This window comes from Psychromonas sp. KJ10-5, from assembly GCF_055808325.1.
In genome coordinates this window covers 3141106-3157857 of sequence record NZ_CM147864.1, presented here as the reverse complement: position 1 = coordinate 3157857, position 16752 = coordinate 3141106, and the positions used below count along the sequence as shown (strand labels likewise).

At 39.3% G+C, this 16752-nt stretch carries 10 protein-coding genes and 2 rRNA genes; 10 read left to right on the top strand and 2 right to left on the bottom strand.

Annotated features, from left to right (window positions below; all coding sequences use genetic code 11):
- The first annotated feature begins 426 nt into the window (after nt 1-426).
- From AC0L3W_RS13765 to AC0L3W_RS13720, 10 genes are all read left to right on the top strand, one after another.
- A 23S ribosomal RNA gene (locus AC0L3W_RS13765) occupies nt 427-3315 on the top strand.
- Between the two features lie 148 nt (nt 3316-3463).
- Nucleotides 3464-3579, top strand: a 5S ribosomal RNA gene (gene rrf / locus AC0L3W_RS13760).
- Between the two features lie 822 nt (nt 3580-4401).
- A complete protein-coding gene (locus AC0L3W_RS13755) occupies nt 4402-6723 on the top strand; it encodes an EF-hand domain-containing protein (protein ID WP_409440268.1) in 2322 nt (773 codons plus the stop codon).
- Nucleotides 6724-7003: 280 nt separating this feature from the next.
- The gene (gene phnD, locus AC0L3W_RS13750) at nt 7004-7945 is read left to right on the top strand and encodes a phosphate/phosphite/phosphonate ABC transporter substrate-binding protein (protein ID WP_290041523.1); all 942 of its coding nucleotides are present in this window, start codon (nt 7004-7006) and stop codon (nt 7943-7945) included.
- An 8-nt stretch (nt 7946-7953) separates the two neighbouring features.
- Nucleotides 7954-8733: a phosphonate ABC transporter ATP-binding protein gene (phnC, locus tag AC0L3W_RS13745; protein WP_290041522.1), complete on the top strand. Its 780-nt coding sequence runs from the start codon at nt 7954-7956 to the stop codon at nt 8731-8733.
- Nucleotides 8733-9521, top strand: coding sequence for a phosphonate ABC transporter, permease protein PhnE (gene phnE, locus AC0L3W_RS13740; RefSeq protein WP_290041521.1), 789 nt, complete (start codon nt 8733-8735; stop codon nt 9519-9521). The genes phnC and phnE (AC0L3W_RS13740) overlap by 1 nt, the downstream gene beginning before the upstream one ends.
- Nucleotides 9509-10321 carry a phosphonate ABC transporter, permease protein PhnE gene (phnE, locus tag AC0L3W_RS13735; protein WP_409440269.1) on the top strand — a complete coding sequence of 271 codons (813 nt, stop codon included), beginning with the start codon at nt 9509-9511 and terminating at the stop codon, nt 10319-10321. Before phnE (AC0L3W_RS13740) ends, phnE (AC0L3W_RS13735) begins: the two co-directional genes overlap by 13 nt.
- Nucleotides 10322-10943: 622 nt before the next feature.
- Nucleotides 10944-12839 carry a PTS mannitol transporter subunit IICBA gene (locus AC0L3W_RS13730; protein WP_290041517.1) on the top strand — a complete coding sequence of 632 codons (1896 nt, stop codon included), beginning with the start codon at nt 10944-10946 and terminating at the stop codon, nt 12837-12839.
- A gap of 78 nt (nt 12840-12917) precedes the next feature.
- The gene (locus AC0L3W_RS13725) at nt 12918-14060 is read left to right on the top strand and encodes a mannitol-1-phosphate 5-dehydrogenase (protein WP_290041515.1); all 1143 of its coding nucleotides are present in this window, start codon (nt 12918-12920) and stop codon (nt 14058-14060) included.
- Nucleotides 14061-14112: 52 nt separating this feature from the next.
- Nucleotides 14113-14646 (top strand): MltR family transcriptional regulator, encoded by a 534-nt coding sequence (locus AC0L3W_RS13720; protein ID WP_290041514.1) that lies wholly within the window; start codon nt 14113-14115, stop codon nt 14644-14646.
- Between the two features lie 104 nt (nt 14647-14750).
- On the opposite strand, the gene hslU is transcribed toward AC0L3W_RS13720, so the two are convergent.
- Complete coding sequence (gene hslU / locus AC0L3W_RS13715; protein WP_290041527.1) at nt 14751-16097, bottom strand: ATP-dependent protease ATPase subunit HslU; 1347 nt, start codon at nt 16095-16097, stop codon at nt 14751-14753.
- An 8-nt stretch (nt 16098-16105) separates the two neighbouring features.
- The gene (hslV, locus tag AC0L3W_RS13710) at nt 16106-16654 is read right to left on the bottom strand and encodes an ATP-dependent protease subunit HslV (protein WP_290041513.1); all 549 of its coding nucleotides are present in this window, start codon (nt 16652-16654) and stop codon (nt 16106-16108) included.
- Between the last annotated feature and the right edge of the window lie 98 nt (nt 16655-16752).

Here is a 16752-nt window from a genome sequence, read left to right as displayed (position 1 = left end):
AGTTACACTATTTATCTAAGGCTTTTTTTAACGAAAAAGTCTGCTCTTTAACAATTAGGAAAGCTGATAAATGTTCTTATTTATCGCACAAAAACAATAACACTTCGGTGTTGATTGGTGTGATAAATAAAACGAAATGTTTAATTCATTACGATGAATTAAACGAGTTCTCAATATTAAAACCTCGGTTTTAATGTTGTAATCAAGCAAAAATAAAATGCACATTACATGCAAATGTAATGAGTACGTATCTACACACTCTTCTGAGTGTTAGGTGCACGAAAAACGTAAACGTTTTTCATATGTAAATATGAGAGTCGCAAGCGTCTTGGAAACAACATACAGCAACCCAGTTGCGTATTTATGCAATTTAGGATGTTTTTAACATCATATAAATTGCTTAATGACACTTCTTAGGTGTTGTATGGTTAAGTGAATAAGCGTGCACGGTGGATGCCTAGGCAATTAGAGGCGATGAAGGACGTGGTAATCTGCGATAAGTCCAGGGGAGTTGATAACAAGCGTTATATCCTGGAATTTCCGAATGGGGCAACCCGGCACTTAGTGTCATCGTTATGTGAATACATAGCATAGCGAAGCAAACGAGGGGAACTGAAACATCTAAGTACCCTTAGGAAAAGAAATCAACCGAGATTCCGAAAGTAGCGGCGAGCGAAATCGGAACAGCCCTTAAGCTGTTTAAAAGTTAGTGGAAGGCTCTGGAAAGTGCCACGGTACAGGGTGATAGTCCCGTACACAAAAACTTCTTTACAGTGAAAACGAGTAAGTCGGGACACGAGAAATCCTGATTGAATATGGGGGGACCATCCTCCAAGGCTAAATACTCCTAATTGACCGATAGTGAACCAGTACCGTGAGGGAAAGGCGAAAAGAACCCCTGTGAGGGGAGTGAAATAGAACCTGAAACCGTGTACGTACAAGCAGTAGGAGCGGATTTATTCCGTGACTGCGTACCTTTTGTATAATGGGTCAACGACTTAATTTCAGTAGCAAGGTTAACCATTTAGGGGAGCCGTAGGGAAACCGAGTCTTAACTGGGCGAATAGTTGCTGGGATTAGACCCGAAACTTGGTGATCTAGCCATGAGCAGGTTGAAGATTGAGTAACATCAATTGGAGGACCGAACCCACTAATGTTGAAAAATTAGGGGATGACTTGTGGCTGGGGGTGAAAGGCCAATCAAACCAAGAGATAGCTGGTTCTCCTCGAAAGCTATTTAGGTAGCGCCTCATGTATCACTGTTGGGGGTAGAGCACTGTTAAGGCTAGGGGGTCATCCCGACTTACCAACCCTTTGCAAACTCCGAATACCAACAAGTGCAATCATGGGAGACACACGGCGGGTGCTAACGTCCGTCGTGGAAAGGGAAACAACCCAGACCGCCAGCTAAGGTCCCAAAGTATATGTTAAGTGGGAAACGATGTGGGAAGGCTTAGACAGCTAGGAAGTTGGCTTAGAAGCAGCCATCTTTTAAAGAAAGCGTAATAGCTCACTAGTCGAGTCGGCCTGCGCGGAAGATTTAACGGGGCTAAACATATCACCGAAGCTGCGGACGCGTATTTATACGCGTGGTAGAGGAGCGTTCTGTAAGCCGTCGAAGGGAAAGGTGTAAACCATCCTGGAGGTATCAGAAGTGCGAATGTTGACATGAGTAACGATAAGGGGGGTGAAAAACCTCCCCGCCGGAAGACCAAGGGTTCCTGTCCAACGTTAATCGGGGCAGGGTGAGTCGACCCCTAAGGCGAGGCCGAAAGGCGTAGTCGATGGGAAACGGGTTAATATTCCCGTACCCTTATATTTTGCGATGGGAGGACGGAGAAGGCTAGGTGGGCCTGGCGATGGTTGTCCAGGTTCAAGAGTGTAGGCGGGAGATTTAGGTAAATCCGGATTTCTATTAACGCTGAGACTCGATGTCGAGCTACCAAGGTAGTGAAGTCATTGATGCCATACTTCCAGGAAAAGTCTCTAAGCTTCAGAAATATAAGGATCGTACCCCAAACCGACACAGGTGGTCAGGTAGAGAATACCAAGGCGCTTGAGAGAACTCGGGTGAAGGAACTAGGCAAAATGGTACCGTAACTTCGGGAGAAGGTACGCCCTTGACGGTGATGAGACTTGCTCTCTAAGCTGTTGGGGGCCGAAGATACCAGATGGCTGCAACTGTTTATTAAAAACACAGCACTCTGCTAAATCGTAAGATGACGTATAGGGTGTGACGCCTGCCCGGTGCCGGAAGGTTAATTGATGTGGTTAGACTTAGGTCGAAGCTATTGATCGAAGCCCCGGTAAACGGCGGCCGTAACTATAACGGTCCTAAGGTAGCGAAATTCCTTGTCGGGTAAGTTCCGACCTGCACGAATGGCGTAATGATGGCCATGCTGTCTCCACCCGAGACTCAGTGAAGTTGAAATCGCAGTGAAGATGCTGTGTACCCGCGGCTAGACGGAAAGACCCCGTGAACCTTTACTATAGCTTAGCAGTGAACTTAGAGCCTACATGTGTAGGATAGGTGGGAGGCTTTGAAACCGCGTCGCCAGATGCGGTGGAGCCAACCTTGAAATACCACCCTTGTATGTTTTGAGTTCTAACCATGGCCCCTGAATCGGGGTTTGGGACACTGTTTGGTGGGTAGTTTGACTGGGGCGGTCTCCTCCCAAAGAGTAACGGAGGAGTACGAAGGTTGGCTAATCACGGTCGGACATCGTGAGGTTAGTACAATGGTATAAGCCAGCTTAACTGCGAGACAGACACGTCGAGCAGGTACGAAAGTAGGTCATAGTGATCCGGTGGTTCTGAATGGAAGGGCCATCGCTCAACGGATAAAAGGTACTCCGGGGATAACAGGCTGATACCGCCCAAGAGTTCATATCGACGGCGGTGTTTGGCACCTCGATGTCGGCTCATCACATCCTGGGGCTGAAGTCGGTCCCAAGGGTATGGCTGTTCGCCATTTAAAGTGGTACGCGAGCTGGGTTTAGAACGTCGTGAGACAGTTCGGTCCCTATCTGCCGTGGGCGTTTGAGAATTGAGAGGAGCTGCTCCTAGTACGAGAGGACCGGAGTGGACGAACCGCTGGTGTTCGGGTTGTTATGCCAATAGCATTGCCCGGTAGCTACGTTCGGAATCGATAACCGCTGAAAGCATCTAAGCGGGAAGCGAGCCTCAAGATGAGTTCTCACTGGAACTTTAAGTTCCCTAAAGGGCCGTTGGAGACTACAACGTTGATAGGCAAGGTGTGTAAGTGCGGTAACGTATTGAGCTAACTTGTACTAATTACCCGTGAGGCTTAACCATACAACACCTAAGTAGTGTTGCTGTTAACCAAGATTGTCAAAGAAGACGTTAAAATATAACGCTTGTGATAGCGTATTTACATAACTGCTACGATTATACAGAACGACTAAAGAACATTAGACTGTCACTTTCCTAATTAAATTTTATGCTTGGCGGCCATAGCGCTGTGGTACCACCTGATCCCTTGCCGAACTCAGAAGTGAAACGCAGCTGCGCCGATGATAGTGTGGGGTCTCCCCATGTGAAAGTAGGTCATCGCCAAGCGCCTAATTCGAACAATCCCTGTTGACTATGTCAGCAGGGATTTTTTCGTTATTAGCTGTTGGTTTTATAGCGACTTGAGCATGGGGTAAATAAAGTGCCACGTAGTGGCTGGCCTTATGTGTGATAGCTAGGGGCGAATGATACGCCAGTATCGGTTTATGAGCGGGCTAAGCTCCGCGTGCCCTGGTGGATCCGCGACAGCGATGGCCCACGATCGGAGGAGCGCTGCGACGACTTTTCATCGCCAAGCGCCTCATTAAACAACCCCTGTTGATTAACATCGACAGGTTTTTTTATATCTAAAAACCTACCTAGCAATTAATAAAATACGTTTTAGTTTTATTTACTTCATTGATTGTTATTAATACTTGTATTTAGAGATACTCAGGCAGTCTTATTAAAAAATCATTTGTAGAGAGCATACGACCATGACATTAGGTAGCCTTTAATTTAAACAGTCTGCCCACAATAAGTATGCTTGATACTATTCATGGCTATAAAAAGTGGCTTGTCGAATTACCTACTTATAATGCTAGTCTATAGTTTCATTGAACTATCTAGTATCCACTCTAAGTAATCGCTACTGTTACTTTTTTATCATCGCTAATTTCCTAAAAACTTTAAATATGTTTTTCTATTATTTAAGTTATTAACTACATGGTTTTACAAATATTTAGTAGATGTTGATTTTATATTTAAGCTTATTTGTATATTTTACATTACTAAATGAGTAGATATTAAAAGTAATAGGTACTAGTCTGTGTTTATAAATATTGTATTGATTAGCTTTTATATTAAATCCTTTATATTGGAAATATGACAATGAACATTCTCATCAAATTAACTCTTAGTTTTTATTTAATATTATCTGCATTTAGTTTTGCTGATACGAATGTGAATTTTGATACAGATAATAATGGGTTATATGATGATCAAGAACGGAAAGCTTTATTAGATTATTTACAAGTAAAGTATCCGGAATTAATTGCTAATTATGATTTAGATGGTGACGGTGCTGTTTCAATTTTAGAGCAAACTGAGGGACGTTTACCTTTATCAATGCGAATTGCAAAAGATGATGTTGCTGATAATGAGGAGAAAGTGACTTGGGCGTTAAATCTTTTCCCTGAGTGGATTATGACGGCGTACTTTCAAGATGATGTGGATATTGGAAAAGTAAGTACCCATGACGCTAGAGGTAATAGCATTCGTAATGCAACTCAATCAACATCTAGTTTAGCACCTGAAAAATTTTCTAATAATAATGGTATTGAGTTTAAAGAAAATTCTGGTCAATTTTTAACAATGAGTGGTCAACGAGAAGCTAGATGGGCTTATCGTTGGACTATTTTTACTTTTCGTATAGATGCCGATTCGGGTGATGATGATACCACTGTGATGGTTGATATTAATCGAGGTAATGCTTCAAACAAATCTTCTCCTAAAATTTGGTACAACAAAAGCACAGGGTTAAATATTCAGTTCGTTGGGCGTAATGAAAATGGCCAGGATAAACGAATAATGACAACCAAAACAGCAGTAGTTGCTGATGGAGAAACTTGGAATGTTGTAGTGACAGGTATTCGTTATGGTCAAATGTTTGCTTCTGTAAATGGCGTTAACCTTTCTACTGAATCACCTCAGCCTGAACGTTATGCTAATGCTGAAATTGGAAATGATACTTCGTCTTATATAGGGGACGATAGTGATGGCAATATGGCTTGGGCCTACGATACATTAGCTTTTGGTTTAACTGAACCGACTGAAGCAATGGTAAGAAAAATGACTGGCTGGGCTGCATACAGGCTAGATAGCAGTGATAATGGCATTATCTTACCTAATGACCATGTTTACAAAACGAGTAATCCCGTGATGGATCAAGAAGATTTTCCTTATCGTTATGTTCACGACAATGATCAATGGAGTGAATGGGGAACAAGTATTAATAGCACTGACGTCAAAGTGAATGGAGGTGGTTCTCCAGTTGAAGTAGAGGGATTTGAGCGTGTTTTTTATGATGATTTTAGAAATGACCGTGTAAAAGCTAGTTATAGTGGTGAATCAGACCTTTGGTCTGCTCCTGGTTTTAATACTGCAGTTGGTTCTTCAGCGACATTAATTGCTCCTAGTGATACGACAAATGTTTATGAATACGATGAGTCTGAGCAAAAGCAGTCGCTTTCTTTATTAAAAGTAAATGATAGATGGAAAGCAGCTGCATTTTATAGTGTTAATGATCTTGGTTATGGGTATACCTGGAAAGGGCCTAAAATATTTCGTATTCGCAGTATGTTTCCTGAAGTTGCACAAGCTGACTTAGCTGGCGGATTGTTTCCTGCTTTTTGGTCGTATGATCCCGATTTTCTATTCTGGCGAACGGCCAATAGAATTGAAGTTGACTGGTTTGAGTTTGATGGAAAAAATGGCGCTTGGCTAAATGGACTCGCTTCCCATTATCACTATGCTGCTGTAGATAATATCTTTGCTAAAAATGCTGAAAGTTATACAAGTTATAAAGCATATAGCGGTCAATTGACTGAAGCCAAAAGCAAAATTGAAGGTGGTATGAAGTTTTGGGATGGTGAGTACCATACCTGGGAGTTTGTGATAGATGATGATATGACCTATATCAACGTGACTATAAAAGACAGTGATGGTAATGATAAATGGGTTGAAGTAGGCAGAGTTGAAACTCCTCCAACCTACCTAGAAAGACTAGATCTACAATTAGATTATGCTCTTAATTCATGGGATGGAGAACCAAGCTCAGATCGTGAAGACTTTACTATTGATTCTATAGAAGTACTGCAAAAAACCAGCAACATTATGGAACTCCCAGACATCTTTACTAGCAGGCCTACTATTACGGGAGAGCAAACGGAGGGAAGTACGATTACTTGCCAGGCAAATGTAGAGGGTATTACAGATATACGCTACTACTGGTTTGCAAATGCTTATCCATTAACTTATACCGCGAGTAATGAGTATGAAATTACATCTGATGATGTTGGTAAGAGTATTAGGTGTATGGTAAAAGCTGTTGGTGCTTTAGATATGCCAGAAGCATGGACAGAATCAATACGTGTGCCTGCGGACAATACACCGGTAGCACCATCAGAACTTAAATTACAAAAATCAACTTAATACCCTGCGAAGTACCCTATCAACAGAATTAGGCAGTGACATATTCCCTGCCTATTTTTTATATACATAAACGCTAACATTTCAAGCTAACCTACCATTTGCATATTAAACCCTCCTTTATATTGGAATCACCATAGACTTTTAAGGTTGTTAATATAAATGTCACAGAAGCGCCGTAATATCTTCATAAATTTATAAAATTAGTTTAATAATAATTTAATTAATACTTTTAAATCAGTTGTTTATATTTATTTTAATCATTTATGTTAGGAGCTTTTATATGAAACGTGTACTTACTTTAGTGGCTGCTTCGGTATTAACTATTAATACTGCTTCTGCTGCCTTTTCTTTAGATAGTCGTTACGTCGATAACGATAATGACTTAGTAGCTGATATCCCTACCGATAAATCTAAATTAAAAGATCCAAGCACGTTAATTTTTGCTTATACACCGGTTGAAGACCCAGCAGTTTATGCAGATGTTTGGTCTGGTTTTTTAGAACATATGGAAAAAGTAACTGGCAAAAAAGTTAAGTTCTTCCCTGTTCAATCTAATGCTGCACAAATTGAAGCGATGCGAGCGGGCCGTTTGCATGTAGCAGGATTTAATACTGGATCAAATCCATTAGCTGTGGCTTGTGCTGGTTTCCGTCCATTTACTATGATGGCTGCAAAAGATGGTTCTTTTGGTTATGAAATGGAAATTATTACATACCCTAATTCCGGTATTGATTCGCCGAGTGATATAAAAGGTAAAAAGTTAGCATTTACATCTCAGACTTCTAACTCTGGCTTTAAAGCTCCTTCAGCAATATTAAAAGCAGACTTTGACTTGGTTGCTGAACGAGATTTTGAGCCTGTTTTCTCTGGCAAGCACGATAACTCTATTTTAGGGGTTGCGCACAAAGATTATCCAGCTGCTGCAGTAGCCAATTCAGTGTTAAAACGCATGATCTCACGTGATGTTGTAAATGAGTCGCAAATTAAATCAATTTATAAATCTCAGACTTTCCCAACTACAGGTTATGGCGTTGCAAATAACTTAACTCCTGAGTTACAAGCAAAAATTAAGGAAGCTTTTTTCACTTTCAATTGGGAAGGAAGCAAGCTGCAAAAAGAGTTTAGTAAAGAAGGTCAATTCTTACCTATTACTTTTAAAAGCGAGTGGGAAGTTATTCGTAAAATTGATACTGCAAATGGTGTGTCATATACCTGCCAATAGGAAATTTTGTGCTTAAAATTCAACACTTAAAAAAACAATACAAAAAAGGCCCTCTGGTATTAAAAAATATTAACCTAGTTATTCCAGAGGGGCAGATTGTAGGCCTTATCGGTCCCAGTGGCGCAGGGAAATCGACCTTAATTAGATGCATTAACCGGTTAATAAAACCTTCCTCTGGTGATATCTCTTTAGGCGGCATTAACTTGAGTAATGCATCTCCTCGGCAGATTCGTGAACAAAGACGTTATATTGGTATGATTTTCCAAGAATACGCATTAGTTGAAAGATTAAGTGTTATGGAAAACGTGCTTTCAGGTCGTCTTGGGTATTTATCTTTTTGGCAATCTTTCACTCGTCGTTATCCGCAACAAGATATTGATAATGCCTTTGATTATTTACAGCGTGTTGGCTTGATTGATCATGCCAATAAACGTGCCGATGAATTATCGGGAGGCCAGCGTCAACGAGTAGGTATTGCACGAGCATTAGCGCAAGATCCTCGTTTATTATTAGTGGATGAACCAACAGCAAGTTTAGATCCTAAAACCTCACGTCAAATAATGCGTTTGATACAGTCTATTTGTCGTGAAAAAGGCTTACCTGCGATTATTAATATTCATGATGTACCTTTAGCAATGCAATTTGTTGACCGTATTATTGGTTTGCAAGGTGGTGAAATAGTTTTTGATGGTTTAGCTAGCGAGTTAAATGAAGATGTATTAACACGCATCTACGGTAATGAAGATTGGCAACCAGCAGGTAACGATCAAGACAAAGGGGACGAGTAATGCGTCATTGGGAAAGGCCACATTATATTGTTGCCAATAGATTTTGGCGTTTGTCACTTTGGGTATTTTTCTTTGTTTATTTAGTGGTTGGCATTGGCAGTATAGAAATAAACTGGATTCGTATTTATGAAGGTTTAGAAAGAGGTTCCCACTTCTTATCTGCTTTTTTACATCCTGATTTTACAACACGATCAACTGATATTTATGCGGGGATATTAGAGAGTTTAACTATCACTGTTACCTCAACAGTTGCAGGGATTTTATTATCGATTCCCTTTGGTATTGGTGCTGCACGTAATATTTCAATTAAACCTATTTATTTGTTTTGTCGTGCTTTTATTGCTATTTCTCGTTCAATGCAGGAAGTTATTGTCGCAATTTTCTTAGTTGCTCTATTTGGCTTTGGTGCATTTGCAGGCTTTTTAACTTTAACCTATGCCACCATTGGCTTTTTAGGAAAATTATTGGCCGAAGAAATTGAAGGAATAGATCGTAAACAGTTAGAAGCGGTCAGGTCGACAGGAGCTTCTTGGTTACAAAGCATCCATGTCGGCATTTGGCCACAAATTATGCCACGTATGATTGGTTTATCATTTTATCGTTTGGATATTAACTTCCGAGAATCTGCTGTAATAGGGATAGTCGGAGCAGGTGGGATCGGAGCAACATTAAATACGGCAATTGATCGTTATGAATATGATTCCGCAGGCGCCATTCTTTTATTAATCATCATTATCGTGATGATCTGTGAGTATCTATCGGGGTGGATTAGAAAATGGATCAGTTAACACAACATTCACTATGGAAAACAAATATTCGCCATAAAAACTGGATGGTATGGGGAAGTTGTTTTGTGTTGGCATTATTAACAGCTTATTGCTGGGCAATTATGACAGAAGAAACTATTTGGGAATTTGTATATGATGCGCCAGTGCAAGGTGCAGACCTTATTAACCGTATGTTTCCGCCTGATTGGTTATACATTAACAAACTCTACAAAGCGCTATGGGATACGATTAACATTGCTACCTTAGGTACGTTATTAGGTTTGATTATTGCTTTACCGGTTGCATTTTTAGCAGCAAGAAATACTACGCCTTCAGTTCTTTTTGTGCGTCCTATTGCTTTGTTTGTTATTGCAGCATCGCGCTCTATTAACTCATTAATATGGGCGTTGTTACTGGTTAACATATTAGGTCCTGGGATCCTAGCCGGGGTATTGGCGATAGGACTAAGATCAGTGGGGTTTATTGCTAAACTTTTTTATGAAAGTATTGAAGAAATTAATACGACAAGTGTAGAAGCGATTGAGTCTACCGGTGCCTCTCACTTTCAAGTGATAAATTACGCTATTATTCCACAGGTGTTACCTGCTTTTTTAGGGGTAATTATCTTCCGATGGGATATTAATATCCGTGAATCCACTATTTTAGGTTTAGTGGGGGCAGGTGGTATCGGTTTATTTTTATCTTCTTCTCTAAACGTTTTAGCTTGGCCACAAGTAACGTTAATTATTGTTGTTATATTAGCGACAGTGATTATTTCTGAGTTTATATCTGCCAAGGTTAGGTCATTATTAATTGGTTAAAGCGTACTTTTTATATCGGTTATTAGACGGTTTGTTTTTACCCAACCATTATTTATTTGGAAACTAAGTAACATCTGAGTTATTTAGTTCTCCAGTATTCAATTTTTTGTATATATTTTATTGTCACAAAAATGTAATAGAGGCAGTGAGTAAAAGGGCAGTAATAGGTTATCAAAAAATATTATTCACTTGATTAATAGTGGTTATTAGTGGCTTTTTACTAACGTAACATTATGTAATAAAATTACAACGGCGATAATTTAGTTAAAATAAAGAGATCTATATCACTCTAATTAATTGTTATCTCATTTATTGCATAATTTAACGAGACATACGTCTCTTTTGTGATATTTTCCCCGCATGCTAAATGTGATTAATATCACTGTTTTTAGTGCGTGAATTTTTATATTTACAATTTGTAACAATAGTACATCCAATTTAAGTGACTTATGTATCAAAAGTCGGGCGGTTGCCGTGCTTTTAGTGATCATCTTCACAGCAATTGAGTGGCTATTCTATATTTCTTTTTATGTGCTAAATTAATTGTATCAAACCTAAATACGGCAGTTTTTAATCGACTGTTAATTAACATTATTAATAACAAAATGAACGGGGAAATGAAATGATATCATCCGAAGCTAAAATCAGAGTACAGAACTTTGGTAGGTTCCTATCAAATATGGTTATGCCAAACATTGGTGCGTTTATCGCGTGGGGTTTTATTACTGCACTCTTTATTCCAACAGGTTGGTTCCCTAATGAGCAATTATCTCAATTAGTAGGACCGATGATTAAATTCTTACTTCCTTTATTAATTGGTTATACAGGTGGTAAATTAATCGGTGGTGATCGTGGTGCTGTTGTTGGTGCCATCACTACAATGGGTGTTATCGTTGGTACTGAAATTCCAATGTTCCTAGGTGCGATGATTGTTGGTCCTCTAGGTGGTTATGCAATTAGCAAATTCGATAAAGCGGTTCACGGTAAAGTGAAAAGCGGTTTTGAAATGCTAGTAAACAACTTCTCTTCAGGTATTATCGGTATGATCTTAGCGATCATCTCTTACTACTTGATTGGTCCAGCAGTAAACGTACTTTCTGAAGGGCTAGCTGCAGGTGTTAACTTCTTAGTTGAAGCGGGTCTATTACCACTTACTTCAATCTTCGTTGAGCCAGCTAAAATCCTATTCTTAAACAATGCTATTAACCACGGTATTTTCTCTCCGTTAGGTATTCAGCAGTCTACAGAACTAGGTCAATCAATCTTCTTCCTTATCGAAGCAAACCCTGGTCCAGGTTTAGGTCTATTACTTGCTTACATGGTATTTGGTAAAGGTACTGCTAAACAAACTGCAAGTGGTGCGTCAATTATTCACTTCTTCGGTGGTATCCATGAGATTTACTTCCCATACGTGTTAATGAATCCTCGTCTAATCCTTGCTGTTATCGCAGGTGGTATGACTGGTGTATTCACGCTAACACTATTTAATGCGGGTCTTTTATCTCCAGCATCTCCAGGTTCTATCTTCGCAATCTTACTATTAACACCTAAAGCATCTCTAATTGGTGTTGTGTTATCAGTAGTTGCATCTGCATCAGTATCTTTCATTGTTGCTTCAGTATTAATGAAAACACAAAAAGATTTAGGTGAAGATGAAGGTGATAAACTTGCTGAAGCTTCTAACCAAATGAAAAGCATGAAAAATGCTCCAGCAGCTGCTGCACAAGGTGGTGCTGAAGTTGACATGGGTAAAGTAAACAAAATCATTGTTGCTTGTGATGCAGGTATGGGTTCTAGTGCAATGGGCGCAAGCTTATTAGCTAAGAAAGTTAAATCTGCAGGTCTAGATATTAGTGTAACTAACTGTGCAATTAACAACCTTCCAGGTGATGTTGATATCGTTATTACACATAAAGACTTAACTCCACGTGCAATTAAGCATGCTGGTCAAGCTAAGCATTTATCATTAACTAACTTCTTAGACAGCACGTTATACGATGGATTAGTATCTGAAATCGTTGCTTCATCTGGTACGCCTGCTGCAGCACCTGCTGCGCCAGTTGTTGAAGAAGCATCTGCTGAAAAGCCTGTGTTTGAGCTAACGGCTGAAAACATCCACCTTGGCCTTAAAGCAGAAAACAAAGAACAAGCTATCCAGTTCGCCGGTGAGCAACTAGTTAAACTAGGTTATGCAGAGCCAGCTTACATTGAAGGTATGTTTGAGCGTGAAAAATTAGTAACAACTTACCTAGGTGAATCAATTGCGGTTCCACACGGTACAATTGAAGCTAAAGAAAGCGTAATCAAAACAGGTATCGTTGTATGTCAATACTCTGAAGGTGTACTGTTCGGTGATGACGAAGATGACATCGCTAAACTAGTTATCGGTATCGCAGCTAAAAATGATGAGCACATTAGTGTTATCACAACCATCACTAATGCATTAGATGATGAAGAAGCTATCGAAACATTGATCAATAGTAATGATGTTCAAAAAGTATTAAGTATATTAAGTTAGTCAGCTCTGGCTTAAATTAAAACGCTGGTCTTTACCGGCGTTTTTTCGTTAAATATTCTTAAAAAGAAGGAAAAAACAATGAAATCAATTCATTTTGGCGCGGGTAATATTGGTCGTGGCTTTATTGGCAAATTATTAGCAGATGCAGGAATCAAAGTAACGTTTGCAGATGTTGATGAGAAAGTGATCAATTTACTAAACTCATTGAATACATACAATGTGAAAGTAGTAGGCGCAGAATGTAAAACAGAAGTTGTTTCAGGTGTAAATGCTATTAATTCTACTAGTGATGACCTAGTAGGCTTAATTAGCGAAACAGATCTTATCACAACAGCGGTAGGTCCAAACGTACTAGTTATTATTGCAAGCAAGTTAGCACAAGGCTTAGCAATGCGTTTTGAAGCAAACAATGAAGCATTCTTAAATATCATTGCTTGTGAAAACATGATCCGTGGTACTAGTTTCTTAAAAGCAGAAGTATTTAAACATTTAGATGAAAAATACCATGCACAAGCAGAACGTTTAGTTGGTTTTGTTGATTCAGCGGTAGACCGTATTGTGCCACCTTCAGAATCAGATGACCCATTAGAAGTAACAGTAGAAAGCTTCAGTGAATGGATTGTTGATGAACAACAATTCCGTGGTGAAGTACCTGTTATTGAAGGTATGCAAAAAACTGACAACCTAATGGCATTTATTGAGCGTAAATTATTTACGTTAAATACTGGTCACATCATGACTGCTTACCTAGGTGCATTGGCTGATTACGCAACGGTAAAAGATGCAATTGATGATGAAGCTATCTGCGCTCAAGTTAAACAAGCGATGCAAGAGAGTGGTGAAGTATTGATCAATCGTTACGGTTTTGAGCGTGAAGCACACAATGCTTACATTGAAAAAATCATTGGTCGTTTTGCTAACCCTTATTTACATGATGAAATTGACCGTGTAGGTCGTCAACCAATCCGTAAGCTAGGTGAGAACGATCGTCTAGTTAAACCACTATTAGGTACAATTGAATACGCTACAGCGAATGATATGTTGCTAAAAGGTATTGCTGCTGCATTTAAATATACAAACAGCGATGATCCACAAGCAATTGAGCTACAAGCATCATTACAAGAGATTGGATTCTTAGCTACATTGTCTAAATACACAGGTTTAGCTGAAGATAGTGCTGAAGCAATCAAGATTGAGAAGCTATTTCTAGCAATGGCTTAATAAAACAGTTATGTGGGGCGCTAGCTTCACATAACCCTAATTAGCTGAGCTTATGTCGAAACAACTACAAGAAAATGAAATACTAGAATGTTTAAATGAAAGTGCTACAGCGCGTGGTTTTTTTATCTCTACTGTTGATATTTTTGAACAGCTTATACAAGCATTAATTGAACGTATTTTTTTAAAAGATGATTTTGCAGTGCAATCGGTTGTTGGACCTTTATTGAAAAATTCTGGGCCTCTAGGTGAATTATCGGTTCGTTTAAAATTGTTATTTGGTTTAGGTGCTATTCCTCATCTTGTCTATCAAGATATAGAGAGCCTTATTAAGTTGAAAAACTTACTGAATAACGACAGTGCCGATTACCATTTTACTGATGCACCTATTGCTGATGCGATTAAATCGTTACATTTATTTAAGAATATGAATGTGGGTATTTTTGATTCAGTGAAAGCCGTTCAAGACGATGTAGATTTAACATTTTATAAAATGCAATTAGAGAGACAGCAGCAGGTGATTAAATCATCTTTAGCGCTGGGGATTATCTCACTTTGTGAAACGTTAAATAAAGAAAGCCCTTTTTAAACTAAGATGACAGTATTTATTATCTGCTAGTAAAAAGCCCCTAATAATTCAATTATTAGGGGCTTTTTTTATTACTTTATTCACAATGAAAAGTTATTTATCCTTTATAGGATATAACGTGTTAAATCTTCATCCTGAACCACTTCATCAAGCATATTAGCTACATAGGCTTCATCAATCGTAATCGACTCACCTGAGCGCTCTGTGGCTTCATATGAAAGCTCATCCATAATATGTTCCATTAAGGTATGTAAACGACGTGCACCGATGTTTTCAGTGGTTTCATTTACTTGCCATGCAGATTTCGCAATTTTGTTAATTCCGCACTCAGTAAAGTTAATGCTTACACCTTCCGTTGCAAGTAATGCTTGGTATTGTTCACTTAGTGATGCTTTTGGCTCAGTTAATATACGGGCTAAGTCTTGTTCACGTAGTGCTTCTAATTCAACTCGAATTGGTAAGCGACCTTGTAACTCTGGGATTAAGTCAGAAGGTTTTGCTACTTGGAATGCACCTGAAGCAATAAACAACATATGGTCCGTCTTTACCATGCCATGTTTCGTTTGTACTGTTGAACCTTCAATTAATGGTAGTAAGTCACGCTGTACGCCTTCACGTGATACATCAGGGCCTGACGACTCACCGCGTTTACAGATTTTGTCGATCTCATCAATGAAGATGATGCCATTGTTTTCTGCAGCGTAGATTGCTTTCTCTTTTAGATCTTCTTGGTTAAGTAGTTTTGATGCTTCAGATTCAACTAAGGCTTTTAATGCATCTTTAATTTTCATCATGCGTTTTTTAGATTCACCTTTACTACCTAGGTTTTGGAACATACCTTGTAGCTGGTTAGTCATCTCTTCCATACCAGGAGGAGCCATGATTTCAACACCAATTTGTGGTGCAGGTACATCAATTTCTACTTCTTTGTCATCTAACTTACCTTCACGTAATTTCTTACGGAAAGATTGTCTTGCTGGGCCTTCTTCAGCCACTTCAGAGCTGTTCACATCCCACTCTGTTGCGGTTTTAGCAGGCGGAATAAGAATATCCAAGATACGATCTTCAGCTAAGTCTTCAGCTTTAGCTGTCACTTTTGCTAACTCTTGTTCTTTAGTGATTTTAATTGCTGCTTCAACAAGATCTTTAACGATACTTTCAACTTCTTTACCGACGTAACCGACTTCAGTAAATTTGGTTGCTTCTACTTTAATAAAAGGCGCATTAGCTAGTTTTGCTAAACGGCGAGCAATTTCTGTTTTACCAACACCAGTTGGACCGATCATCAAAATGTTTTTAGGCGTCACTTCATGACGAATATCTTCACTTAGTTGCATACGGCGCCAGCGATTACGTAATGCAATAGCCACTGCACGTTTTGCTTTACTTTGTCCAATAATGTGGCGATCCAATTCCTGTGCGATTTGTTGTGGAGTCATATTGTTAGTCATCATAAATCCTATTTTGTAGTGGCTACGTCGGTATCAGTATCAATACATTCGATAGTTTGGTTTGAATTGGTAAATACACAAATGTTACCGGCAATTGTTAATGACTTTTCAACAATATCTTGTGCTGATAAGTCTGTATTTTCTAGTAAGGCCATTGCAGCTGATTGTGCAAAGTTACCACCGGAGCCAATGGCAATTAAGTCATTTTCTGGTCTAACCACATCACCATTACCTGTGATGATATAGGAATGCTTTTTATCGGCTACTGCCAGTAGCGCTTCTAATTTCCTGAGCATTCTATCGGTGCGCCAATCTTTTGCGAGTTCTACCGCTGCGCGTTCTAAGTTACCTTGGTGAGCTTGTAGTTTTGCTTCAAAGCGCTCTAATAGAGTGAAGGCGTCCGCAGTACCGCCAGCAAAGCCAGCAATGACTTGATTGTTGTACAGGCGGTGTACTTTACGCGCATTACCTTTCATTACAGTGTTACCAAGTGATACCTGACCATCACCACCGATAACCACTTGATTACCGCGACGTACAGAAACAATAGTAGTCATATTGATACCTTTTGTTGTTTATTGAATAAATGAAGATGCCATTTTTATAGGCTTGATATTTATAAGGTGGGGCAGATTTTATTGAATTCAAGGGAAAG

Coding starts and splice junctions, on each gene's coding strand:
- AC0L3W_RS13730 (WP_290041517.1), top strand. CDS start 10,944: ATGATATCATCCGAAGCTAAAATCAGAGTACAGAACTTTGGTAGGTTC.
- hslU (WP_290041527.1), bottom strand. CDS start 16,097: ATGACTAACAATATGACTCCACAACAAATCGCACAGGAATTGGATCGC.
- AC0L3W_RS13720 (WP_290041514.1), top strand. CDS start 14,113: ATGTCGAAACAACTACAAGAAAATGAAATACTAGAATGTTTAAATGAA.
- phnD (WP_290041523.1), top strand. CDS start 7,004: ATGAAACGTGTACTTACTTTAGTGGCTGCTTCGGTATTAACTATTAAT.
- AC0L3W_RS13725 (WP_290041515.1), top strand. CDS start 12,918: ATGAAATCAATTCATTTTGGCGCGGGTAATATTGGTCGTGGCTTTATT.
- hslV (WP_290041513.1), bottom strand. CDS start 16,654: ATGACTACTATTGTTTCTGTACGTCGCGGTAATCAAGTGGTTATCGGT.
- AC0L3W_RS13755 (WP_409440268.1), top strand. CDS start 4,402: ATGAACATTCTCATCAAATTAACTCTTAGTTTTTATTTAATATTATCT.
- phnE (WP_409440269.1), top strand. CDS start 9,509: ATGGATCAGTTAACACAACATTCACTATGGAAAACAAATATTCGCCAT.
- phnE (WP_290041521.1), top strand. CDS start 8,733: ATGCGTCATTGGGAAAGGCCACATTATATTGTTGCCAATAGATTTTGG.